Source organism: Nocardioides sp. YIM B13467, assembly GCF_042788075.1.
Classification (GTDB): domain Bacteria; phylum Actinomycetota; class Actinomycetes; order Propionibacteriales; family Nocardioidaceae; genus Nocardioides.
In genome coordinates this window covers 57,371-78,630 of record NZ_JBHZPJ010000011.1, presented here as the reverse complement: position 1 = coordinate 78,630, position 21,260 = coordinate 57,371, and the positions used below count along the sequence as shown (strand labels likewise).

Annotated in this window: 22 protein-coding genes and 1 pseudogene; 12 read left to right on the top strand and 11 right to left on the bottom strand. The window is 69.9% G+C overall.

Features of this window, described 5'->3' with window-relative positions; translation table 11 throughout:
* Window positions 1–26 precede the first annotated feature (26 nt).
* Entirely contained in the window at window positions 27–1,460 is a 1,434-nt protein-coding gene (cls, locus tag ACFX43_RS03330) for a cardiolipin synthase (protein WP_378816992.1), read from the top strand.
* 18 nt (window positions 1,461–1,478) lie between these two features.
* Here cls and ACFX43_RS03325 read toward each other — a convergent pair whose 3' ends face one another.
* The 3 genes from ACFX43_RS03325 to ACFX43_RS03315 form a co-directional block, all read right to left on the bottom strand.
* Entirely contained in the window at window positions 1,479–1,697 is a 219-nt protein-coding gene (locus tag ACFX43_RS03325) for an amphi-Trp domain-containing protein (RefSeq protein ID WP_091045126.1), read from the bottom strand.
* 181 nt (window positions 1,698–1,878) lie between these two features.
* A complete protein-coding gene (locus tag ACFX43_RS03320) occupies window positions 1,879–2,502 on the bottom strand; it encodes an NAD(P)-dependent oxidoreductase (RefSeq protein ID WP_378816989.1) in 624 nt (207 codons plus the stop codon).
* The gene (locus ACFX43_RS03315) at window positions 2,499–3,302 is read right to left on the bottom strand and encodes an MBL fold metallo-hydrolase (protein ID WP_378816986.1); all 804 of its coding nucleotides are present in this window, start codon (window positions 3,300–3,302) and stop codon (window positions 2,499–2,501) included. Before ACFX43_RS03315 ends, ACFX43_RS03320 begins: the two co-directional genes overlap by 4 nt.
* An 88-nt stretch (window positions 3,303–3,390) precedes the next feature.
* On the opposite strand from ACFX43_RS03315, the gene ACFX43_RS03310 reads away from it, so the two are divergent.
* Window positions 3,391–4,566 carry a LuxR C-terminal-related transcriptional regulator gene (locus tag ACFX43_RS03310; RefSeq protein ID WP_378816984.1) on the top strand — a complete coding sequence of 392 codons (1,176 nt, stop codon included), beginning with the start codon at window positions 3,391–3,393 and terminating at the stop codon, window positions 4,564–4,566.
* An 18-nt stretch (window positions 4,567–4,584) separates the two neighbouring features.
* Here ACFX43_RS03310 and ACFX43_RS03305 read toward each other — a convergent pair whose 3' ends face one another.
* Window positions 4,585–5,310 carry a PaaX domain-containing protein, C- domain protein gene (locus ACFX43_RS03305; RefSeq protein ID WP_378816981.1) on the bottom strand — a complete coding sequence of 242 codons (726 nt, stop codon included), beginning with the start codon at window positions 5,308–5,310 and terminating at the stop codon, window positions 4,585–4,587.
* A 63-nt stretch (window positions 5,311–5,373) separates the two neighbouring features.
* Here ACFX43_RS03305 and ACFX43_RS03300 point away from each other — a divergent pair, with 63 nt between their 5' ends.
* Both ACFX43_RS03300 and ACFX43_RS03295 read left to right on the top strand, forming a co-directional pair.
* Window positions 5,374–7,017, top strand: a complete 1,644-nt coding sequence (locus ACFX43_RS03300; protein ID WP_378816978.1) for an acyl-CoA dehydrogenase family protein — start codon at window positions 5,374–5,376, stop codon at window positions 7,015–7,017.
* Entirely contained in the window at window positions 7,014–7,781 is a 768-nt protein-coding gene (locus tag ACFX43_RS03295; RefSeq protein WP_378816975.1) for a crotonase/enoyl-CoA hydratase family protein, read from the top strand. The genes ACFX43_RS03300 and ACFX43_RS03295 overlap by 4 nt, the downstream gene beginning before the upstream one ends.
* Here ACFX43_RS03295 and ACFX43_RS03290 read toward each other — a convergent pair.
* Window positions 7,757–8,419 carry a TetR/AcrR family transcriptional regulator gene (locus tag ACFX43_RS03290; protein ID WP_378816972.1) on the bottom strand — a complete coding sequence of 221 codons (663 nt, stop codon included), beginning with the start codon at window positions 8,417–8,419 and terminating at the stop codon, window positions 7,757–7,759. The two genes, ACFX43_RS03295 and ACFX43_RS03290, sit on opposite strands and share 25 nt — an antisense overlap.
* Window positions 8,420–8,559: 140 nt before the next feature.
* On the opposite strand from ACFX43_RS03290, the gene ACFX43_RS03285 reads away from it, so the two are divergent.
* Window positions 8,560–8,955 carry a hypothetical protein gene (locus tag ACFX43_RS03285; RefSeq protein WP_378816970.1) on the top strand — a complete coding sequence of 132 codons (396 nt, stop codon included), beginning with the start codon at window positions 8,560–8,562 and terminating at the stop codon, window positions 8,953–8,955.
* A gap of 10 nt (window positions 8,956–8,965) precedes the next feature.
* Here ACFX43_RS03285 and ACFX43_RS03280 read toward each other — a convergent pair whose 3' ends face one another.
* Window positions 8,966–9,430, bottom strand: coding sequence for an Lrp/AsnC family transcriptional regulator (locus ACFX43_RS03280; protein ID WP_355223971.1), 465 nt, complete (start codon window positions 9,428–9,430; stop codon window positions 8,966–8,968).
* An 84-nt stretch (window positions 9,431–9,514) separates the two neighbouring features.
* Here ACFX43_RS03280 and ACFX43_RS03275 point away from each other — a divergent pair.
* Window positions 9,515–10,375 (top strand): annotated as a pseudogene (locus ACFX43_RS03275) (EamA family transporter); the annotation flags it as partial.
* A 42-nt stretch (window positions 10,376–10,417) separates the two neighbouring features.
* On the opposite strand, the gene ACFX43_RS03270 reads toward ACFX43_RS03275, so the two are convergent.
* The 5 genes from ACFX43_RS03270 to ACFX43_RS03250 are packed head-to-tail and all read right to left on the bottom strand — an operon-like array spanning window position 10,418 to window position 14,802.
* Entirely contained in the window at window positions 10,418–11,221 is an 804-nt protein-coding gene (locus ACFX43_RS03270) for an ABC transporter ATP-binding protein (RefSeq protein ID WP_378816966.1), read from the bottom strand.
* Window positions 11,218–12,252, bottom strand: coding sequence for a FecCD family ABC transporter permease (locus ACFX43_RS03265; protein WP_378816962.1), 1,035 nt, complete (start codon window positions 12,250–12,252; stop codon window positions 11,218–11,220). The genes ACFX43_RS03270 and ACFX43_RS03265 overlap by 4 nt, the downstream gene beginning before the upstream one ends.
* Complete coding sequence (locus tag ACFX43_RS03260) at window positions 12,249–13,295, bottom strand: FecCD family ABC transporter permease (protein ID WP_378816960.1); 1,047 nt, start codon at window positions 13,293–13,295, stop codon at window positions 12,249–12,251. The genes ACFX43_RS03265 and ACFX43_RS03260 overlap by 4 nt, the downstream gene beginning before the upstream one ends.
* Before the next feature lie 19 nt (window positions 13,296–13,314).
* On the bottom strand, window positions 13,315–14,334 hold the full coding sequence (locus ACFX43_RS03255; protein ID WP_378816957.1) for an ABC transporter substrate-binding protein: 1,020 nt from the start codon (window positions 14,332–14,334) through the stop codon (window positions 13,315–13,317).
* A 48-nt stretch (window positions 14,335–14,382) separates the two neighbouring features.
* A complete protein-coding gene (locus tag ACFX43_RS03250; protein WP_378816954.1) occupies window positions 14,383–14,802 on the bottom strand; it encodes a MarR family winged helix-turn-helix transcriptional regulator in 420 nt (139 codons plus the stop codon).
* A gap of 84 nt (window positions 14,803–14,886) precedes the next feature.
* Between ACFX43_RS03250 and ACFX43_RS03245 the strand changes: the two genes are divergently transcribed.
* The 6 genes from ACFX43_RS03245 (at window position 14,887) to ACFX43_RS03220 (ending at window position 21,260) form a co-directional block, all read left to right on the top strand.
* The gene (locus ACFX43_RS03245; protein ID WP_378816951.1) at window positions 14,887–15,672 is read left to right on the top strand and encodes a crotonase/enoyl-CoA hydratase family protein; all 786 of its coding nucleotides are present in this window, start codon (window positions 14,887–14,889) and stop codon (window positions 15,670–15,672) included.
* Window positions 15,669–17,648 (top strand): acetoacetate--CoA ligase, encoded by a 1,980-nt coding sequence (locus ACFX43_RS03240; RefSeq protein WP_378816949.1) that lies wholly within the window; start codon window positions 15,669–15,671, stop codon window positions 17,646–17,648. The genes ACFX43_RS03245 and ACFX43_RS03240 overlap by 4 nt, the downstream gene beginning before the upstream one ends.
* The gene (locus ACFX43_RS03235) at window positions 17,645–18,559 is read left to right on the top strand and encodes a 3-hydroxyacyl-CoA dehydrogenase NAD-binding domain-containing protein (RefSeq protein WP_378816947.1); all 915 of its coding nucleotides are present in this window, start codon (window positions 17,645–17,647) and stop codon (window positions 18,557–18,559) included. Before ACFX43_RS03240 ends, ACFX43_RS03235 begins: the two co-directional genes overlap by 4 nt.
* 25 nt (window positions 18,560–18,584) lie before the next feature.
* A complete protein-coding gene (locus ACFX43_RS03230) occupies window positions 18,585–20,111 on the top strand; it encodes a long-chain fatty acid--CoA ligase (RefSeq protein WP_378816944.1) in 1,527 nt (508 codons plus the stop codon).
* Complete coding sequence (gene couO, locus ACFX43_RS03225; protein ID WP_378816941.1) at window positions 20,108–20,995, top strand: 4-hydroxyphenyl-beta-ketoacyl-CoA hydrolase; 888 nt, start codon at window positions 20,108–20,110, stop codon at window positions 20,993–20,995. The genes ACFX43_RS03230 and couO overlap by 4 nt, the downstream gene beginning before the upstream one ends.
* A gap of 118 nt (window positions 20,996–21,113) precedes the next feature.
* Window positions 21,114–21,260 carry a hypothetical protein gene (locus tag ACFX43_RS03220; RefSeq protein ID WP_378816938.1) on the top strand — a complete coding sequence of 49 codons (147 nt, stop codon included), beginning with the start codon at window positions 21,114–21,116 and terminating at the stop codon, window positions 21,258–21,260.

Below are 21,260 nucleotides of genomic sequence, written 5' to 3'. Positions count from 1 at the left end.
GCCTGGCGGCCACCAGACTTCCGAGCATGGCCACATGGATCGCCGTCTCCCTCTACCTGATCGACCTTGCGTTGAAGATCGTCGCGTTGGGCGTGGTGCCCAAGAACCGGCGGCCGTCCAGCGGCATGGCCTGGCTGCTCCTGATCCTGGTACTGCCGCTCTTCGGGTGGGTGATCTTCCTCGTCCTGGGGCGAACCAAGCTCGGGCGCCGTCGCAACGAACAGCAGGCTGAGGTCAACGCACTTGTGGCGGCGCGAGCGGCGCACGTGCCCACACTCGAGAGCGACTTCCCCGGACCGGCGTACGTTCGTTCGGTGGCAACGCTGAGCCGCAACCTGGGAGCGCAGCCGGTGACGCCCGGCAACCGGATCGACCTGTTCCCGGTCTATGCCGAGTCCATCGCGGCGATGACCGCCGAGATCGAGAAGGCCTCCACATGGGTGCACGTCGAGTTCTACATCACCGCGTGGGACGACGTGACCGGCCCCTTCTACGAGGCGCTGGCGCGGGCCGTCGATCGCGGGGTGAAGGTCCGGCTGCTCTTCGACCACCTCGGATCCAAGGGCATCCCGGGGTACAAGGAGTTCACCGCCCGGCTGGATGCATCCGGAATCGAGTGGCACCCGATGCTGCCGGTCGCACCGTTCAAGCGCCGCCCGGACCTGCGAAACCACCGCAAGATCCTGGTGATCGACGGGATGGTGGCGTTCACCGGTTCGCAGAACCTGATCGAGCCCGGCTACAACAAGCCCGCGAACCACAAGCTGGGTCGTGAGTGGACGGAGCTGGTGGCCCGCGTCGAAGGACCGGCGGTCAGCGCTCTCAACCTGCTCTTCTGCACCGACTGGTACAGCGAGACGGAGGTCAAGCTGACCGACGAGCTCGGCACGGTCCCGCCCCCGGCCGGCGAGATCGAGGGGCAGGTGATCCCGAGTGGGCCGGGCTTCTCGACGGAGAACAACCTGCGCGCGTTCACGCTGTTGCTGTACTCGGCACAACGCCGGCTGTCGATCACCAGTCCCTACTTCGTGCCGGACGAGTCGCTGCTGTACGCCATCACCACGGCCGCGCAGCGGGGCGTCGAGGTCGAGCTGTTCGTGAGCGAGGCCGGAGACCAGTTCATGGTCTACCACGCCCAGTGCTCCTACTACGAGGCGCTGCTGCGCGCGGGGGTGCGGATCTACCTCTATCCGGCGCCCGCGGTCCTGCACTCGAAGTTCTTCAGCGTCGACGACGATGTCGCGGTTCTGGGATCGAGCAACATGGACATGCGTTCGTTCGTGCTGAACTACGAGGTCTCGTTGATGCTTCTCGGACCCGAGGTCGTCGCCGAGATGCGCAAGGTCGAGGACAACTATCGGTCGATCTCCAAGGAGCTGCTCCTCGAGGACTGGCTGACACGTTCGCGCGGCGCGGCGTACTTGGACAACGTGATGAGGCTGACCGCGGCACTGCAGTAGTCCGCGCCGAGCCTCCGGTCACCACTTCAGTTCGATCTCGACCTCGCGCTCGTCGTCGCCGATCTCGACCTCCAGCTTGAAGTCGACCTCGTCGGGGACGCGCACCTTGAAGCGCAGTCCTTCTCTTTCGAACTCGACCTCGTTGTTGCTGGCGAGCGCGTCGGCCAGGGCACGCAGGCGAGCCGCGGCGTCCTCGCGACGCAGCCTCGCGCGTTCCGTGACTTCCATCAGGTCCATCTCGATCTCCTTGCTGTGACGTTGAGGGTTGCTGATCTCGGCCGAGCGCGATTCGTGCCAGCTCGACAGATGGCACCCTCGCAACCTACCCAATCGACATGGAGACCGGCGTCATACGGAACGCGTGAATCCCGCTCGCCCCATGAAAGCCGGCGGAGTCATGGCTGTGCACCGAAGTGGTTCAGACCGAGCGGACCATGGGGGCCGCGCGCAGGTGCCGGCCATCCTGCACGGCGTCGAGCAGCGCCTCGGCCAGATCGCCGGTCGTGATATGGCTTCGTGGACCCATCCTGAGGGTGCCGACCTCGGTCCGACCGGTCCGGTCCCCGGCACGGACGATCGGGGTTCGCACCATCGTCCAGTCGAGGTCGTCGCACGCCTGCAGCATGAGTCCCAGACGACGCTGGCTCCGCACGTGGCTGGGGCTGCGCAGACGTACGACCGTGTCGATGAAGATCGCGCCGGCGTTGCGTGGGTCTTTGGGGAAGGGGATGTTGAAGCCCTCCATGAAGACGATCCGCGTGATCCCCTCGTCGCGCATGGCGGCGAGCACGTTACGGGCGCCGAGGTCGATCGAATCGTTGTCGCCCCACCCGCCGAGGGTCGACACGACGGCTTCGCAGCCGGCCACCGTCCGGGCGACCGCTTCCGGGTCGAGCACGTCGCCCACCACGACGTCGACGCCCGCAGGTACGTCTCGGTTCGAGGACCTCATCAGTGCCCGGACGTCGTGTCCGCGCTCGGCAGCCAGGGCGAGCGCCGGGGCGCCGACGAACCCGCTGCCACCGAACATCGCGAGCTTCATGACGGCACCCCCGGGGCGAAGGTCGCGAGGAGCTCCTCGAGAGCGCGCTGGTCGGGCATCGCGAAGGACGGTGCACCAGGGGCCTGGCTGATGGTGTCGAACATGGTGTCCGTGTGCGCGAGCACCGGAGGCAGGTGCGTGCAGAAGATGGCAGACGGTTCGGGAGATCGAAGTGGCTCGATCGTCCGGCGGTAGCGAGCCTCGTCGACGTTGGCGACCCACGGACTGTCCATCGTCGCCCAGAGCAGCTGCCCCTCACGTACGTCTCCGGCGTCGCGTACGTCTGCGCAGGTGGCCATCTCGGCGCTCGGCACCGGTGAGCCGAAGCAGTCGGAGGTGAAGATCGCGCCGGTGCTCTCGTCGACGAATCCGGTCGTGACCGGGCTGTCGAACAGGGGAGGGCGGAACGCTCGGATGGTCCGGTCGCCCACCTCGATCGCCTGACCCGGGTTGAGGAGGTACACGCGTTCGAGCGGGACCTCCCACTCGCAGCCGAGGATCCCGACGCCGCCGAAGGTGGTGATGAGGCGCGCGTTCGGAGCCGCGTCGAGCAACGCCCGTACGCCCCCGGTGTGGTCGCGGTCGGGGTGGGTGATCCAGATCCACCGTACGTCGGCGGGATCGATGACCATGGCGAGGTCGTTCAGGAAGTGCTTGTCGGGAGTGCTGAGCCCGGTGTCGACGACGACCGGTTCCTGCGCATGCAGCACGAACGCGTTCACGGGCAGGAATCCCAGCCCCGGAACCATGGCGCAGTCGGCCAGCTGGCTCACGTCGTGTGAGATCTTGTGAATGTCCATGCTGTCGACGCTAGGCACCGCTCTGAACGCGCGATATACCAGCAATCTGGCATTCAGCTGACCCTTCGCAGGGAGTAGTTTCGATCGGGTGAACCGGCGCACCCGTCAGCGGTCGCAGGACAAGATCGAGCGCCTGAGCAGACAGGGGCTCGATCTGGTGGCGCTGTGGCGGGAGTGCCGCGAGCCGATCGCCGACGCGATCCCGCACTACTGGGCGCCGTGCTTCTACACGCTGGATCCCGCGTCGCTGTTGATCACCAGCCACTTCGACGAGCTGCTGCCGGTGCTCCCGGCCGACTTCCTCGACAACGAATACCGCGCCGACGGGGTGCACAAGCTCAGCGATGTCGCGAAGTCGGAACTGGGCGTCTCGACGCTCTACGAGATCACCGATGGCGACCCGTCGTCGACGTCGCGGTGGAAGTCGAACATGGAGCTCGGCGGCGACCAGGAGATCATCGTCTCGTTGCGGACCCGCGCGGGCGTCGTCTGGGGTTCGCTGGCCCTCTACCGCGAACCTGGCCGGCCGATGTTCTGCGGTGCCGACAAGGAGTTCCTGCGGGCGATAGCTCCCAGCCTCGCGGAGGCGGCGCGCAACGCGCTCCTGCTGGGCGAGGCCTCCGACCCCGACTCCACCGGGGCTCCTGGCTTGGTCGTGCTGAACTCGTCGCTCGGTATCGACTCGGCGACCGAAGGGGTCGAGCGATGGCTCGCGGATCTCCCTCGTCCCGCCCCGGGTGCCGTGCCGGTCGCGGTCGCCGCGGTCGCGGCGCGGGCGTTGCGCTCGGTCGACTCACCGGGAGAGTCGGGTGAGGTGGCGACCTCGCGCGTCCTCAGCGAATCGGGCACCTGGATCGTGCTGCACGGCGCCGTTCTCGCGACGCGACCGGACCCACAGGTGGCCGTCATCGTCGAGCCCGCTCACCCCGCGCGGATCGCGACACTCCTGATGTCTGCGTACGGGATGACGGACCGCGAGAAGGAGCTCACCCAGCTCGTGCTGAAGGGACTGTCGACGGTAGAGATCGCCCAGGCGCTGGTCATCTCGCCGCACACGGTCCAGCAGCACCTCAAGCACGTCTTCGAGAAGACAGGCGTACGCAGCCGCCGCGACCTGGTCGCCAAGGTGTTCTTCAGCCACTACGAGGGGCGGCTTCGCGACAACGAGCGGCGCGCCGCGTCCCGGCTCCCGCTGCGCGGCGGTCCGATGCCTGGGCCGGTCGATGATCCGGTGACCCCCGCAGGCGCCGGGTCGGATCGCTGACCTCCTGAGCCGAGCCGCTCAGCGAGGCAGCGCGGCGAGCTCGCTCAGCTCACGCTGGTAGGCGCTGTAGGTCTCTCGTAGGTCCGCTGCCGGCCAGTCCGCAGGGCGGAGCTCGACGGGGAGGAGCGGGTCTTCGCTGAGGTGGCGCACGATCGCGGCGGCCGTGGCGAGACGCAGCGCGGGCTGGGGCGTGGCTGAAAGGAGCTCGAGCAGGCGCTCACCTTCGCGCGCCCAGCCGCCGAGATCCCACAACGAGGCGGCGAGCTCGGCCGGATCCTGCTCGGGTGTCGCCGTGAAGGCCTGGAGGACCGGATCCGAGAAGCGCGGACGCTGAAGGTTGGCCGGCCGGGTCCAGACCCCTTCGCGAAGCTCGGCGAGTCGGTGCGCCTTGAGCGCATCGCGCAGCACGGCGCGCTCGGGGCCGGGGCGGCCGGCGGTGACGACGATGGCCATCTCCCAGGAGCCGTCCCACGGTCTGTCCGCCGTGTGCACCGCCTCGTCCTGATGAGCCTGGCGCTGGACGAGCCGCTCGCCGAGCCGGTAGCCGGCCTCCGTCCTGCGCAGGTCACCGTCGCTGACGGCGCGGGTGGCCGCGACCCGCACGGTCGCCGGCGCGATGCCGAAGAACTGGCCGGCGCGGGCGAGGTCGGCTGGGGTCAGCGGGTTCGGGTGCGCGCCGAGCATCAGGCTCAGGATGGTGGAGCGGGCGGAGAGCGGAGTCGGTTCATCGCGCGCGGTAACCACTCTCGCATCCTCTCATGCAACACTTATGGACACGGTTGTCACGAATTATGTAACATCGTGATCATGACCAGCACGCACCAGGCCCACTCCACCCATGTGGTCAGCAACCAGGTCCCGCCGTTGGTGGGCCACAACACGGCCGGCGACCCGGTCCTGCGGGAGGGTCTCGAGCGCGAGGGCGCTGCGTGGGCGCTCCCGGAGATCGACGAGCTGGGCCGCCTCGCCGGCACCGCCGAGGCGCAGGACTGGGGCCGCCTCGCCGAACGGGTGCCCCCGCGTCTGCACACCCATGATCGCTATGGTCACCGCGTCGACGAGGTCGAGTACGTCCCGGCGTACCACCAGCTGATGGGCGTCGCGGTGGAGCACGGTCTGCATGCTGCCCCGTGGGCCGACGACCGGCCCGGTGCCCACGTCGCCCGGGCCGCGAAGTTCTACGCCTGGAACGTCGACGCCGGTCACGGCTGCCCGATCTCGATGACCTATGCGGTCGTCCCCGCGCTGCGTGCGAACCCAGAGTTGGCCGCACGGTTCGAGCCGCTGCTGACCAACCGGGAGTACGACTTCGGCCTGCGCGACCCCGAGACCAAGCGCGGTCTGATCGCCGGGATGTCGATGACCGAGAAGCAGGGCGGCTCCGACGTACGCGCGAACACGACGACCGCGACCGAGCAGCCCGACGGCACCTACGTCCTGCGCGGGCACAAGTGGTTCACCAGCGCACCGATGAGCGACCTGTTCCTCACCCTCGCTCAGACGCCCGCCGGCGTCTCCTGCTTCCTCGTTCCGCGCGTCCTGCCCGGTGGTGAGCGCAACGCGATGCGTTTCATGCGGCTCAAGGACAAGCTCGGCAACAGGTCGAACGCCTCCTCCGAGATCGAGTACGACGCCGCGACCGGCTGGCTCGTCGGCCAGGAGGGCCGCGGGGTCCGCACCATCGTCGAGATGGTCAACATGACGCGCCTCGACTGCGTGATCGGCTCCTCGGCAGGCATGCGCACCGCGTTGACCATGGCGGCGCACCACGCCCGGCATCGCTCGGCGTTCGGCAAGCCGCTGATCGAGCAGCCGGCGATGCGCAACGTACTGGCTGACCTGCAGGTCGAGTCCGAGGCGGCGACGACGGCGATGCTGCGGCTGGCCGGTGCCAACGACCGGGCGATCCGCGGGGACGAGGGCGAGGCCGCGCTGCGCCGGATCGCGCTGGCGGTCACGAAGTACTACGTGTGCAAGCGGGCGCCGTTCATGGTCAACGAGGCCCTGGAGTGCCTGGGTGGCAACGGCTACATCGAGGACTTCGACGTCGCGCGCATCTACCGCGAGATGCCGCTCCTCTCGATCTGGGAGGGATCGGGCAACGTGGCGGCGCTCGACGCCCTGCGAGCGCTGGCGAAGGAACCGCACACCCTGGACGCGTTCCTGGCCGAGGCGGAGCTCGCCGCCGGGGCCGACGCCCGCTACGACGCCGCGCTGGACCGGTTGAAGAAGGAGTTCACCTCCTTCGACGACCTCGAGTTCCGCGCCCGGCGGATCGTCGAGCAGATGGCGCTGGTCTTCCAGGGCTCGCAGCTCCTCCGGCACGCACCGGCTCCCGTCGCCGACGCGTTCTGCTCCTCGCGCCTCGGCCGAGACTGGGGCGGCGCGTTCGGCACCCTGTCCCCGCGCGGTGACCTGACCGCGATCCTCGAGCGCGCGCTCCCGGCATGACGGTCGAGGTCACCAAGGACGGCCCGGTCACGACGATCGGGATCAACCGTCCAGAGGTACGCAACGCCGTCGACCGGGCGACGGCGGAGGCCCTGGTGGCCGCCTTCGAGGAGTTCGACGCCGATCCCGATGCCGCCGTCGCGGTGCTGCACGGTGAAGGCGGCACCTTCTGCGCGGGCGCCGACCTGAAGGCGGTCGCCGGTGGCGACCCCAACCGGTTCGAGCCCGACGGGCACGGCCCGATGGGTCCGACCCGGATGCGGCTGGGCAAGCCCGTCATCGCCGCCGTCGCCGGCCATGCCGTCGCCGGAGGCTTGGAGCTGGCGATCTGGGCCGACCTGCGGGTCATGGAGGAGGACGCGGTCTTCGGCGTCTTCTGCCGGCGCTGGGGCGTACCGCTGATCGACGGTGGCACGGTCCGGCTGCCTCGGCTGATCGGCGCGAGCAACGCCATGGACCTGATCCTCACCGGCCGTCCCGTCGGGGCGGAGGAGGCCCTGCGGATGGGATTGGCCAACCGTGTCGTCCCACCCGGCCAGGCTCGTGCGGCCGCGCAGGACCTGGCTCGCCAGCTCGCCGCCTTCCCGCAGACCTGCATGCGCCACGACCGGCTCTCCGTGCTGGAGCAGGACGGGCTCAGTGAGCAGGACGCCCTCGCCGCGGAGTACCGCCACGGCGTCGTCTCGGTCACCACCGACACCGTCGCCGGAGCGACTCGGTTCGCCGGTGGAGCCGGGCGTCACGGTTCCTTCGGCACCGACTGAGTGACGTACTGGCCCATCAGCACCTGGATCAGCCGGCGGCCGACGGACATGGCGTGGGTGCTGTCGGAGCCGGCGAGGCCGAGGAGCGGGTCCAAGCCGCGTACGTGAGGGCCGAGGGCGATGTGCGGAAGCAGCATGATGATGGCGGCGACGAGGGCATCGCGGTCGGTGTCCTCGCGGAGTGCGCCGATGGCGATGCCGAGATCGATCATGCCGCCGATGACCTCGAGGTAGTCGACATAGACGGCCTCGCGGACGGCGGCGAGCGCGCTGGGGTTGTGCTCGAGGTTGGCCGAGACCAGCATCTGCCGGTGCCGTGGGTGGTCGTAGAAGTAGTCGATCCACGCATCCATGAGCATGTTCACCGAGCCGATGTAGTCGGTCATCCACGGGAAGTCGGCGCTGGCGGCCTCCATCGCCGCTCGGATGTCGTGGCTGGCCCGGGCGATCAGGTGAACAAAAAGGTCGGCCTTGTCGGTGAAGTACTGGAACAGGCTGCCCTTGGAGATCCCGGCCTCACGACAGATGGTGTTGAGGCTGGCGGCGTTGTAGCCCCGGACCCCGAACTCTTCCTCCGCAGCCCGGCGCACGGCATCGCGTTTGGCCTCCGGGAGGCGCTCCCAGGTCGGCGTAGGCACTGGCGCCACCCGCCCCCTCTCATGGCTGGACGCTCGCATCGTAGCGTGCTTCGCTCGGGTCCCTTGACCGTGCTGCGGCGGCGCCCCTAGTCTGTGACCGGTGGTCATATGACCGCTGGTCACGTTCGGGAGGAGGCGCGGTGTCGAGCACTGGAAATGACATTCTGAGGCGCCGATCGCAGGCGGTCGCCGAGGCGGTGGCGTCCCGCTTCGCGCCGACGACCTACACGCAGGTGGACCGCGTCGGCCGCACCGAGGTCCGGTTGGCGATGCCGGATCACCTCGTCGAGTTCGAGCTGGACTGGATGGACGACCTGGTCGAGGTCTTCGTCCAGCCTCTGGGGTCGGGGAGACATGCTCGGCAGCGGCTGGTCGGGATGCTTACCGCCTACGACCGTGCGCTGTTCGAGAGTGAGACCAGGCGAGCCGTCGGGCGCGGTGGTCTGCGTGGAATGGCTGCCCAGATCGACGCCGCCGCCCGTGCGTTCGAGCGGTTCTGCGACGACACCCCAGCCCGCCGAGAAGTCGGTTTCTGACGCCGAGGGGTCAGCCGAGGGGGAGCGGGGAGCTCTCCTTCGTGTTGCCGAAGGCGAAGGTGGTCTCGATCGAGGCGAGCGCCGGCATGGTGCGGAGGTTGTCGCGCAGGAACCTCTCGTAGGTCTCGAACGACGGGGTGACGACCTTCAGCAGGTAGTCGTGGTCGCCGGCCAGGACGTACGCCTCGGTGACCTCGGGGATGTCGCGAAGGTGCTCCTCGACGGTCTCGACCGCTGCGGTCGTGTGGGTGGCCATCTTGATGCGCACGAACGCGGTGATGTTCATGCCGACGGTGTGCGGGTCGACGACGGCGCGGTAGCCGCTGATCACTCCGGCATCCTCCAGGGCTCGTACGCGGCGCAGGCACGGCGAGGGAGAGAGGCCGACGCGGTCGGCGAGCTCCTGGTTGGTCAGGCGGCCGTTCTGCTGCAGCTCCCAGAGGATGTGCTTGTCGGTCTCGTCGATCGTACGCATGTTGGCAGATTCTGCCACCGAGTCGCCTGAGTGTGGCAGATCAGGCAATCATGTGCGCCTTCATTTTTCCTATCGTGGCGCGCTATGGGGATGCAACCGAGTGGTGGGAATCGGGCGCTGGCGGGATGGTCGGCGCTGGGGATGACGGTGGTGCTGTGGTCGTCGTTCGCGCTGAGCACGCGCGGCATCGGTGGGTCGAGCCTGACCGTTGCCGATGTGGCGTTCCTCCGGTTCGCGACGCCGGTGGTCCTCCTGGCTCCGCTGCTGCCGAGCACGATCAGGGCAGTACGCCGGGAGCGGCCGTACGTCCTCGCGCTGCTGCTCGTGGGTGGGCTCCCGCACTTCCTCGTGTTCGCGTTCGGCGCCCAGCTGACCAGTGCCGCGCTCACCGGGATGCTGGTCCCGGGCACGGTGCCGCTCTTCGTCACGCTGCTCGCGCTGGCGCGTGGCCGGGCTTCGCTGTCGCCGCGGCGGGTGGTCGCGCTGGGACTCATCACCGCAGGTGTCGCCGTGAGCGGGTTCCTGGTCGGCGGCGGTGCGTCCCTGGGCGGGGTCGGGCTGCTGCTCGTCGGCGGCTTCGCCTGGGCGGTGTTCACGACGGGCCTGCAGCGCACGGGCCTGACGCTCCTGCAGATGGTGCTGACCGTCTGCACCGTCTCGAGCCTGACCGCGCTCGTGCTGACCTCGTTCGGCGCGATGCCGTCGCACCTGCTCGCGGGCACCGCCGTGCTCGACGACGTGCTGCTCCTCACCCTGCTCCAGGGCATCGGGACCGGTCTGATGTCGACCCTCTGCTACGCCTTCTCCGTCAAGACGCTCGGTAGCGGCCGGGCCTCCGTGGGTGGCGCGGTGAGCCCGGTGCTGACCGCCGTCGTCGCTGTGCCGATCTTCGGTGAGCGCATCGGTGTCGGCCTCGCCGTCGCGCTGGCCCTCATCGTGGCCGGCGTCGCCACGTTCAACCGAGTCTCCTCCGGCGAGGTCGGCGGTTCAGTCGCCCGCCGGAACCACCATCGGCGTACCGGCGACCGGGTCGGGCACGACGACGCACGGCAGCCCGAACGCCTTCTCGACGATCTCAGCTGTGACCACCTCGGCCGGCGGCCCCTCGGCGAGGATCCGGCCGTCGGCCATGACCACGAGGTGATCGCTGTAGCGGCAGGCCAGGTTGAGGTCGTGCAGCACCGTGACGATGGTGCGTCCGGTCTCCCGGTTGAGCGTACGCAGCAGCCGGAGCAGGTCGACCTGATGACTGATGTCGAGGTAGGTCGTCGGCTCGTCGAGCAGCAATAGATCGGTCTGCTGGGCGAGCGCCATCGCGATCCAGACCCGCTGGCGCTGGCCTCCGGACAGCGCGCGCAGCGGGCGGTCGACGAGCTCGCCGGTGTCGGTGGCAGCGAGCGCCTCGGCGACCGCCTCGTCGTCGCGCGCGCTCCAGTGGCGGAACCAGCCCTGGTGCGGGTGGCGTCCGCGCGAGACCAGATCGCCGACCGTGATGCCGTCCGGGGCGACCGGGGTCTGGGGGAGCAGCCCGAGGACCCGGGCGACCTCGCGTGAGCCACGGTCGAGGATCGGGGTCCCGTCGAGCAGCACCTCGCCGGCGGAGGGACGCAGCAGCCGGGCGAGGCCCCGCATCAGCGTCGACTTGCCGCAGGCGTTGGCGCCGACGATCGCGGTCACCCGCCCGTCGAGGACGTCCAGATCGAGCCGGTCGACGACCACCCGGTCGTCGTAGCCCAGCGTCAGCTCGCGCGCCGCGAGCCGCGGCGCCAGGGTCGTTTCCGGCTGGGTCATCCGCCCATCCCTCTCCGGTTGGTGGTGGCGATGAGCCACAGCAGGTACGGCGCGCCGACGGCGCCGGTGACGACACCGGTCGGGACCTCGACCGGCAGCAGGTTCATGGCGACGTAGTCCGCGATCAGGCACACGATCGCCCCGACCGCACCGGCGGCGACGATGCCGCCGCGGGCGCTGCCGAGCATCCGGTCGGCGATCGGTCCGGCCACGAGGGCGACGAACGCGATCGGTCCGGCGACCGCGGTGGCCAACGAGGTCAGCAGGACGCCGGTCGCGATCAGGGCGAGCCGGGTCGCCTCGATGCGTACGCCCAGACCGCGGGCGGTGTCGTCGCCCAGCTCGACGGCGCGGAGCAGTCGCTGGAGCAGCGGCACCAGCGGGACGAGCACGATGATGGCGACCAGCAGCGCGTTGTTCTCCGCGTCGCCGGCCTGGCCGATGGATCCGGTCAGCCAGTGCAGCGCGGCCCGTGCCTCGGTGAGCGATGTGCGGGTGAGGAGATAGCCGGTGACGCCGGTGCAGAACGCCGCGGTGCCGATCCCGATCAATACGAAGCGATAGCCGGTGATGCCGTCGCGCCAGGCCAGGACGTACATCACGGCGGCGGTGACCAGACCGCCGCCGAAGGCCAGCAGCGGAATGCTCACCCCGCCGAGGGCGGGCACCGCGATGCCGGCGACTGCCGCGACGCTCGCGCCCGCGGAGATGCCGACGAAGTCGGGCGAGGCCAGCGGGTTGCGCAGCAGCTGCTGGAAGATCGTGCCCGCGGCGCCGAGGGCCAGCCCGACGCACACGGCCGCCTTGACCTGCGGCCCGGTCAGGTCGCGCACGATGAAGTCGACGGCGGCGTGGTCGCGCAGGTGGAGCAGCGAGGCCAGGACCTGGTCGAGGCTGAGCTGGACCGAGCCGAAGCAGAGCGTGAGCAGGGCCAAGACGGCAGCGACGACGAGCAGGACCGCAGGTACGACGCCCGCCCGGATCCGGCGCTGGCGACGCGTGCGCCGCAGAGAGGTGACGGTCGTGCTCATAGGTCCGCCAGCCGGGCGTAGCGGACGAGGAGCACGAAGAACGGGGCGCCGATGATGCCGAGGACCACGCCGACCTGGAGCTCCCCGGTGCCGCCCAGGACACGACCGAGGATGTCCGCGCCGAGCAGCAGCAGCGCACCCAGCACCATCGAGTAGGGCAGCACCCAGCGATAGTCGGGACCGCACAGGAACCGCGCCACGTGCGGCACCACCAGACCGACGAAGACGATGGGACCGCACGCCGCGGTCGCGGCACCGCAGAGCAGCCCGACCACCAGGAACGACAGGATGCGCGTGCGCGTCAGGGAGACGCCCAGCCCGCGAGCGGCGTCGTCGCCCAGGGCCAGCGCGTTGAGCCAGCGGCCGCACAGCAGCGCCAGGACGACGCCGACCAGCAGGAACGGAGCCACGCCCGTCACGATCGGGGCGTAGCGGCCGGCCAGCGAGCCGACCTGCCAGAAGCGGTACTGCTGCTGGGCGTCGAGATCGGTGAGCAGCAGCCCGGTCGTCACCGCGGTCAGCCCGGCGGTGATCGCGGCCCCGGCGAGGGCCATCTTCACCGGCGTCGCGCCGTCGCGTCCGAGCGAGCCCACCGAGTAGACGAGCACGGTCGCCGCGAGTGCCCCGGCGAACGCCGCGACGACGTGGAACCCGAGCGAGCCGATGCCCAGCAGGGTGATCGAGCCGACCACGGCGAAGGCCGCCCCGGCATTCACGCCCATGATCCCCGGGTCGGCGATGGCGTTGCGGGTCAGGCCCTGCAGCAGAGTGCCGGCGAGCCCGAGAGCCGCGCCCGCGAGGAGTCCGAGCACGGTCCGGGGCACCCGCAGACGTACGGTCACGGTGTCCTCGACCGAGGAGGTCTGAGTGAAGTGCCGGAAGGCGTCGAGAACCTCGCTCAGCGCGATGTCGCGTGACCCGAGGGTCACGCTGAGGAAGGCGAGGACGGGCACGAGCGCGACGAGCAGCAGCAGGCCGACGGCGAGCCCGGAAGCTCGCCGTCGTACCGGTGCGGGTGTCGCGGTGGCGACAGAACTGATCACCGGATGGTCACCGCCTGAGTCAGTCGCCGATGGTGTCGTCGACGTCGGCCAGGTCGGCGGTCAGCTTGGTCAGGGCCTCGGCGTAGTCGCCGTAGGTGTGCAGCCAGAAAGCCGGCCACTCGATGACCTGGCCGGCCTCGGCCGCGCGGATCGACGTCCAGGTCGGCTGGCCCTCGGCCGTCTTCGTGGCGTCGACGAAGGTGCGGCTGTCGATCAGCAGGACGTCGGGCTGGTACTTGTCGGCGTTCTCCCAGCTCAGGTTCTCCCAGTAGGGGAAGTCCGGGTCCGGCGAGTCCGGCGTGACCACCTGCAGGCCCCACTCGGTGAAGTCGAGCAGCTCCGGGGCGTACTCCGGGTTGGCGGCGTAGAGCAGGTCGTCGGCGGGGGAGACTGCCAGCGCGGTCAGGTCCTTGTCCTTCATCTCGGCGATGAAGCCGTCGCGCGCCTTCTCGAAGGCCGCCTTGTCCTTGGCTCCCTGGGAGTTCTCGACGTCGGCGCCGAGGCTCGCGGCCAGATCCTCGTAGCCCTCGGCGAGGTTGAGGATGGAGCCACCCTGGGACGGGCCGACGACCGGGGCCAGCTCTGCGAGCTTCTTGCTCTTCGCCTTGGTGCCGTTCTCCAGCCCCGAGTGTGCCTTCTCCGCCGGCCACCAGTCGGCGACGATCAGGTCCGGGCTCAGCGTGGACGCCTTGGCGACATCGATCGAGCCCCACTCCTCACCGAGCACCTCGATGTCGGTCAGGTCGACGCCGTCCAGGTTCGGGTCGGTCTCTACCGACTCGTCAGCGTAGATGCCGACCGGGCGGATGCCGTAGGAGATCAGCGCGGCGGCCGCGGGGGCGTGCGCGATGATCCGGGTCGGTGCTTCGTCGAGCTTCACGACCTCACCCGAGCCGTCGGTGAAGCTCCACGGACCGTCGGGAACCGATGACGCTCCCGACGCCGGTTTTGCCCCGTCGTCGTCGGCGATGTCGGAGGAGCAGGCGGACAGCGCCAGGGCCAGGGCAGCGACCGTGGTGATCACGAGGTGGGGTCTCATGAGGTGAGGCTAACCTAATTTTGCCTCGGGCGGGATGCGATCGGTCGACTAGGAGAGCGCCCGGCGCGCGGTGTCGAGGAACGTACGGAACGACTCTCGGTCCTCGGGCCCGAGCTCGGCCAGCATCTGCTCCTCGAGCTCTTCGACGCGCGGGTCGTACGCGTCGAGGAAGGCGCGGCCCTCGGTGGTGAGGCTGATCAGCATCCGGCGCCGGTTGTCGGGGTCGGTGCGGCGCTCGATGAGACCGCGGCGCTCGAGGGCGCCGATGAGATCGGCGGCGGACTGGGCGCGTACGAACGAGGCGCGGGCCAGGTCGGCGGCGCTCATCGTGGGTCGGCGCTCGAGCACCGAGAGGGCGGTGTACTGCAGGGCCGTGACCCCTGATTCCTTCAGGACGGCGTCGAGGCGGGCTCGGGTCGCGAGCTCGAGCTGCTTGACGACGTAGAGCAGCAGGGGTGCGTCGGTCATGCGGTCATTCAAGCATCGCTTCGCTTGCGGGAGGCGCCTGCTTCTGCAATTATCAGGATTCCTGTCAATCACGAGGAGTTCATCATGCTCGGAACCCCCCTGCCCGATGCCCTGCGGGCAGAGCGCGTCGACGACATCGCGGTGCTGACGCTCGCCCGGCCCGCGAAGCGGAACGCACTCAGCGACGAGGCGGTGCTCGGGATCGAGCGGTTCTTCGATGGCCTCGAGCCAGACGTACGCGCCGTCGTCATCGACGCGGACGGCGACCACTTCTGCGCCGGGCTCGACCTCTCCGAGATGACCGAGCGCGACACCCTCGCCGGGGTCAGCCACTCGCGGATGTGGCACCGGGTCTTCGAGAAGATCGAGTTCGGGCCGGTCCCGGTCGTGGCGGCGCTGAAGGGCGCCGTGGTCGGGGGCGGGCTGGAGCTCGCCGCCGCCGCGCACATTCGGGTCGCGGAGGAGTCCACCTTCTACGCCCTGCCCGAGGGGCAGCGCGGGCTCTTCGTCGGCGGCGGTGCCTCGGTGCGCGTCCCGCGGCTCATCGGGGTCTCCCGGATGGCCGACATGATGCTGACCGGCCGTCGCTACGACGCGCAGGAGGGCCTGGGGCTCGGCCTGAGCCAGTACGCCGTGGCCGACGGCACCGGCCGCAAGACCGCCCTCGAGCTGGCCGCCCGGATCGCCCAGAACGCGCCGCAGACCAACTTCGCCGTCGTGCAGGCGCTGCCGCGTATCGCCGAGGCGAACCCTCGTGACGGCTTCCTGATGGAGTCGCTGATGGCCGCGATCGCCCAGGGAACCAACGATGCGAAGGGGCGGATGCAGGACTTCCTCGACGGCCGGGCCAAGAAGGTGACGGACCAGTGAGCATCGAGCAGGGCGACATCGTCTGGTCTCCTCCCGCCGACGTGCTCTCCACCTCCCGTGTCGGTGAGTTCCTGGCCTGGCTCGCCCGCGAGCGCGACCTGGAGATGACCACCCACGAGGAGCTGTGGCGCTGGTCGGTGACCGACCTCGACGGCTTCTGGTCGGCGGTGTGGGAGTTCTTCGGGGTGCAGGCGCACGCTCCGTACGGGGCCGTGCTCGCCTCGCGGGATATGCCAGGAGCGCGCTGGTTCCCGGGGGCGCTGCTCAACTATGCCGAGCACGCGCTCGGCACCGACGAGGACGTCGACCGGGTCGCCGTGCTCGGCCGCTCGCAGACGCGTGACGACGTCGAGCTGACTTTCGGCGACCTGCGCGACCAGGTGGCCCGGGCGCGGGCGGCGCTGGAGAAGCTGGGCGTACGCCGCGGCGACCGCGTCGCCGGCTACCTGCCCAACATCCCCGAGGCACTGGTCGCCTACCTCGCCACCGCCAGCCTGGGCGCGACCTGGGCGAGCTGCGCCAGCGAGTTCGGGCCGCGCAGCGTGATCGACCGCTTCGCCCAGATCGAGCCGGTCGTGCTGCTGGTCGCCGGTGGCTACCGCTACGGGGCCAAGGACATCGACCGGCGTTCCCAGGTGGCTGAGATCCGGGCCGAGCTGCCGTCGGTGCGCCACGTGGTCGACGTCGAGTACGGCCCGCATCGTGTCGAGGACGCGCTCTCCTGGACCTCCCTGCTCGGCTCGGAGGACGGCGCGGAGCTCGCCTTCGAGCCGGTGCCCTTCGACCACCCACTGGTGGTGCTCTTCTCCTCCGGCACGACCGGCCGGCCGAAGGCGATCGTCCACGGCCACGGCGGCATCCTGCTCGAGCACCTCAAGAACCACGCCCTTTCGTGGGACATGGGGCCCGAGGACCGGATGCTCTGGTTCTCCACCACCGCCTGGATGATGTGGAACGCCCTGGTCTCCTCGCTCCTGGTCCGCTCCTCGATCGTCATGGTCGACGGCAACCCGATGCACCCCGACCTGACCTGGCAGTGGCGGCTCGCGGCCTCGACGGGGGCAACGGTGATGGGAGCAAGTCCTGGGTTCGTGATGGCCTGCCGCAAGGACGGCGTCGTGCTCGAGGACCTCGGTGACCTGCGGGTTCGCGTCCTCGGCTCGGCCGGAGCGCCGCTCCCGCCGGAGGGATACGCCTGGCTTCGGGACCAGCTCCCAGGGGCGCAGATCAACGTCGGCAGCGGGGGCACCGACGTCTGCTCCGGCATCGTGCAGAACAACCCGCTGCTCCCGGTCTACGCCGGTGAGATCTCCGGCCGCTGCCTCGGCGTCGACGCCCACGCCTACGACGAGTCCGGCCGCTCGGTGGTCGGCGAGCTCGGCGAGCTCGTCATCACCTCGCCGATGCCCTCGATGCCGGTCGGCTTCTGGGGCGATTCGGACGGTTCCCGTTACCGCGCGGCCTACTTCGACCACTATCCCGGCGTATGGCGTCACGGCGACTGGATCCTCTTCCACGACAACGGCAGCTGCCATGTCGCCGGCCGCTCCGACGCGACCCTCAACCGTGGCGGCGTACGCCTCGGCACCGCTGAGTTCTACCGCGTCGCCGAGGAGGTGGACGGTGTCGCCGACTCGCTGGTCGTCCACCTCGAGGACCCCGACGGAGGCAACGGCGAGCTGCTGCTCTTCGTGGTCACCGACGAGGGCACCCGCCTCGACGACCTGCTCCGGGCACGACTGGTCCGAGCGCTGCGGTCGGCGCTCTCCCCGCGGCACATCCCCGACCAGGTGATCGAGGTGCCCGCGGTGCCACGCAACCTCACCGGCAAGAAGCTCGAGCTGCCGGCCAAACGCATCCTGCAGGGCGTACGTCCTGAGGACGTCGCCAGCCGGGACGCGCTCGCGGATCCGGCCTCTCTCGACCCGTTCGTGGCACTGGCGAGGTCCGGCGCCCTTCGGAAGGTGGACGCATGAGAAGCGGTGAGAACGTTCGTACGCTCGGGGTCGTCGGCACCGGCGCGATCGGGGTCAGCTGGGTGGTGCTCGGGCTCGAGCACGGGCTCGACGTGGTCGCCTGGGACCCGGCCGAGGGTGCCGAAGAACGGCTGCGGGCGCAGGTGGCCGTGCCAACCGGAGAAGCCGGCTCCTTGCGGTTCGCGGAAGGCCTCGAGGAGGTCGGCGCGGCCGCCGACCTGGTGCTCGAGAGCGGACCCGAGCGGCTGGAGGTCAAGCGCGAGATCTTCGCCGCGCTCGATGCGGCCGCCGCGGGCGACGTACTGCTGACCAGCAGCTCCTCGGGCCTGATGCCGAGCACCTTCCAGGACGCCTGCACCCACCACCCGGAGCGGGTGCTCGTGGCGCACCCGTTCAACCCGCCGCACCTGGTGCCGCTGGTCGAGGTCGTGGGCGGATCGGCGACATCGGCGGAGGCGGTCGAGGCGGCCCTGGAGACCCTGCGCCACCTGGGCAAACGTCCCATCCACATCCGCCGCGAGGTCCCCGGGCACGTGGCCAACCGGCTCCAGGCGGCGCTGTGGCGCGAGGCCTACCACCTCGTCGACCAGGGCATCGTCTCGGTCGCCGACATCGACACCGCGATCGCCGACGGCCCCGGGCTGCGCTGGTCCCTGCTCGGCCCCTTCGCGACCCAGCACCTCTCCGGCGGCCCGGGCGGGCTCGGGCACGTGCTCGAGCATCTCGGCCCGCCGATGGTCGAATGGTGGGACGACCTCGGTCACCCGGAGCTCACCGCAGGGCTGGTCGAGAAGCTGGTCGACGGGGTCGACGAGGAGCTCGACGGCACCTCTGCCGAGGACCTCGTCGGGCGCCGCGACCAGGCGCTGCGGCGGCTGCTGGAGATCAAGACCGACCTCGGGCTCGACTGAGCCCACGAGACGAACGAGGATCGACATGTTGGACAGCGGCATCGGATCGTGGCCCGCCCGCCGGGCCCGGATGACCCCTGGCGCCCGGGCGTTCGTGCAGGACGACGCGGTGGTGACGTACGCCGAGGTGGACCGCCTCGTCGAGGCGGTCGCCCAAGGGCTGCGCGCCCGCGGCGTCGCGGCCGGCGACCGGGTCGCCTTCCTCGGCCTGAACTCGATCGAGCTCGCGGTGACCCTCTTCGCCACCGCCCGGCTGGGCGCGGTCTTCCTGCCGCTCAACACCCGTCTGGCTCCGCCCGAGCTGGCCTGGATCCTCACCGACGCCGAGCCTGCGCTGCTGGTCCACGCCGACGACTTCGACGAGGCGGTCTCCTCCGAGGCGGTCGCGGCACTCGGGCTGCCGAGCCACCGGTTCACCGCCGACGGCGGCCACGGGCTGGACACCCTCGCCGTGCCGTCGAAGGACCGGATCGACGTCGAGGTCGGGCTGGACGACGTCTTCATGATCCAATACACCTCCGGCACCAGCGGCCGCCCCAAGGGCGTGATGCTGACCCACGGAAACATCGCCTGGAACGCCTTCAACCTGCTCGTCGACGTCGACGTACGCTCCGACGAGATCGCCCTGGTCACCGCCCCGCTGTTCCACACCGCCGCGCTCAACCAGGTGCTGCTCCCGACCTTCCTCAAGGGCGGTACGTCCCTCATCGCGGCCCGCTTCGATCCGGCCGCCGCGATCGCCACCATCGAGCGGGAGCGGGTCACCCTGCTCTTCGGCGTCACCTCGATGTACCAGGCGCTCGCCCGGGAGCCGACCTGGGCGACCGCCGACCTCGACAGCCTCCGCTCGGCCCTGAGCGGCGGTGCGCCGATCCCGCGCACGCTGCTCGACACCTGGCAGAGCCGCGGCCTGCACATCATCCAGGGCTATGGCCTGACCGAGGCCTCCCCGGGGACGACCATGCTGCGCGCCGGCGACGGACTCGACAAGCTCGGCTCGGCCGGCACCCCCTGCTTCTTCACCGACGTACGCGTCGTGGCGCCCGGCAACGAGGCAGCGGCTCCCGGCCAGGCCGGTGAGGTGCACGTCAGCGGCCCCAACGTGACTCCCGGCTACTGGCACAACGGAGCGGCGACGGAGGCTGCCTTCGACGGGCCCTGGCTGCGTACGGGTGATGTCGCGATGCTCGACGACGACGGCTTCCTCTATGTCGTCGACCGGGTGAAGGACATGTTCATCAGTGGCGGCGAGAACGTCTATCCGGCCGAGGTCGAGCAGGCGCTCTACACCCATCCCGACGTCGCCGAGGCCGCCGTCATCGGCGTCCCCGACGAGCGCTGGGGCGAGGTCGGCCGCGCCGTCGTCGTACGCCGCCCCGACTCCGCCCTCACCGAGTCCGACCTGCTGAAGCACCTCGACGGACGGCTCGCCCGCTACAAGATCCCCAAGGCCGTCGTCTTCGTCGACGAGATCCCGCACAACGCCTCCGGGAAGCTGCTGAAGTCCCGGGTCCGCGAGCTGTACGGCACCCCGGAAGGAACCACCCGATGACCCGCTACGAGCCCCGCATCGACACCGCCTCGATCCGAGCCCTTGACATGCACACCCACGTCGAGGCCGACCACCACGGTCACTTCTCGCTCGACCAGGAGCTGATGGACGCCTCGGCGGCCTACTTCCGCGGCGACCACCCACGCACCCCGACCGTCGACGACCTCGCCGCCTACTACCGCGAGCGCGACATGGCCGCGGTGATCTTCACCGTCGACGCCTCGACCGGCCTCGACCATCCGCCGCTGTCGAGCGAGGAGATCGCCGAGCGCGCGACCGAGCACGCCGACGTACTGATCCCGTTCGGCTCCGTCGACCCCCGCAGGGGCGAGGCCGCCGTCAAGCAGGCCCGCCGTCTCGCCGAGGACTACGGCGTACGCGGCTTCAAATTCCATCCCGGCCTGCAGGCGTTCTCCCCGGCCGACCCCGACTTCCGGCCGCTGTGGGCGACGCTGGAGGAGCTCGGTGTCGTGGCGCTCTTCCACACGGGCCAGACCGGCATCGGTGCCGGCCTCCCCGGTGGACGCGGAATCCGGCTGCGCTACTCCGACCCGCTGCTCCTCGACGACGTCGCCGCCGACTTCCCGGAGCTGCAGATCGTGATGGCGCACCCCGCCGTCCCCTGGGTAGACGTGCAGATCTCGATCGCGACCCACAAGGCCAACGTCCACATCGATCTGTCCGGCTGGTCGCCGAAGTACTTCCCGCCCCAACTGGTCAAGCAGCTCAACGGCCCGCTGCGCCGCAAGGTTCTCTTCGGCTCCGACTTCCCGGTGATCACGCCGGACCGTTGGTTCAGCGACCTGGAGAAACTCGAGATCAAGGACGAGGTCCGGCCTCTGCTGCTGAAAGAGAACGCGATCCGCCTGCTCGGGCTGGCCTGAGCCTGGTCCAAGTGCGGGCCAATCAGGGTTTTGACCGTCGCATCTCTTGACGGGGTGACGGGCATCACCCAGCATTGACAGGAATCCTGATAAACAGGAATCCTGAACGGAGCCCGCAATGACCCTCACCCTCGATGGCAGCAGACGCCCGGCCGGCCCACGGACGCATATCGGCCGGATCCTCGCCAGCACCCCCACCGGCCGCCCCAGACCCGTCCACGACCCTCGGCCGACGGTCGGGACGCACCGCGGCAAGGGCTACTGA

Bases quoted from the DNA above. Each gene is read 5' to 3' on its own strand.
- cls (WP_378816992.1), top strand. From the start codon at position 27: ATGGCCACATGGATCGCCGTCTCCCTCTACCTGATCGACCTTGCGTTG.
- ACFX43_RS03325 (WP_091045126.1), bottom strand. From the start codon at position 1,697: ATGGACCTGATGGAAGTCACGGAACGCGCGAGGCTGCGTCGCGAGGAC.
- ACFX43_RS03320 (WP_378816989.1), bottom strand. From the start codon at position 2,502: ATGAAGCTCGCGATGTTCGGTGGCAGCGGGTTCGTCGGCGCCCCGGCG.
- ACFX43_RS03315 (WP_378816986.1), bottom strand. From the start codon at position 3,302: ATGGACATTCACAAGATCTCACACGACGTGAGCCAGCTGGCCGACTGC.
- ACFX43_RS03300 (WP_378816978.1), top strand. From the start codon at position 5,374: ATGACCAGCACGCACCAGGCCCACTCCACCCATGTGGTCAGCAACCAG.
- ACFX43_RS03295 (WP_378816975.1), top strand. From the start codon at position 7,014: ATGACGGTCGAGGTCACCAAGGACGGCCCGGTCACGACGATCGGGATC.
- ACFX43_RS03280 (WP_355223971.1), bottom strand. From the start codon at position 9,430: ATGCGTACGATCGACGAGACCGACAAGCACATCCTCTGGGAGCTGCAG.
- ACFX43_RS03270 (WP_378816966.1), bottom strand. From the start codon at position 11,221: ATGACCCAGCCGGAAACGACCCTGGCGCCGCGGCTCGCGGCGCGCGAG.
- ACFX43_RS03265 (WP_378816962.1), bottom strand. From the start codon at position 12,252: ATGAGCACGACCGTCACCTCTCTGCGGCGCACGCGTCGCCAGCGCCGG.
- ACFX43_RS03255 (WP_378816957.1), bottom strand. From the start codon at position 14,334: ATGAGACCCCACCTCGTGATCACCACGGTCGCTGCCCTGGCCCTGGCG.
- ACFX43_RS03250 (WP_378816954.1), bottom strand. From the start codon at position 14,802: ATGACCGACGCACCCCTGCTGCTCTACGTCGTCAAGCAGCTCGAGCTC.
- ACFX43_RS03245 (WP_378816951.1), top strand. From the start codon at position 14,887: ATGCTCGGAACCCCCCTGCCCGATGCCCTGCGGGCAGAGCGCGTCGAC.
- ACFX43_RS03235 (WP_378816947.1), top strand. From the start codon at position 17,645: ATGAGAAGCGGTGAGAACGTTCGTACGCTCGGGGTCGTCGGCACCGGC.
- ACFX43_RS03230 (WP_378816944.1), top strand. From the start codon at position 18,585: ATGTTGGACAGCGGCATCGGATCGTGGCCCGCCCGCCGGGCCCGGATG.
- couO (WP_378816941.1), top strand. From the start codon at position 20,108: ATGACCCGCTACGAGCCCCGCATCGACACCGCCTCGATCCGAGCCCTT.
- ACFX43_RS03220 (WP_378816938.1), top strand. From the start codon at position 21,114: ATGACCCTCACCCTCGATGGCAGCAGACGCCCGGCCGGCCCACGGACG.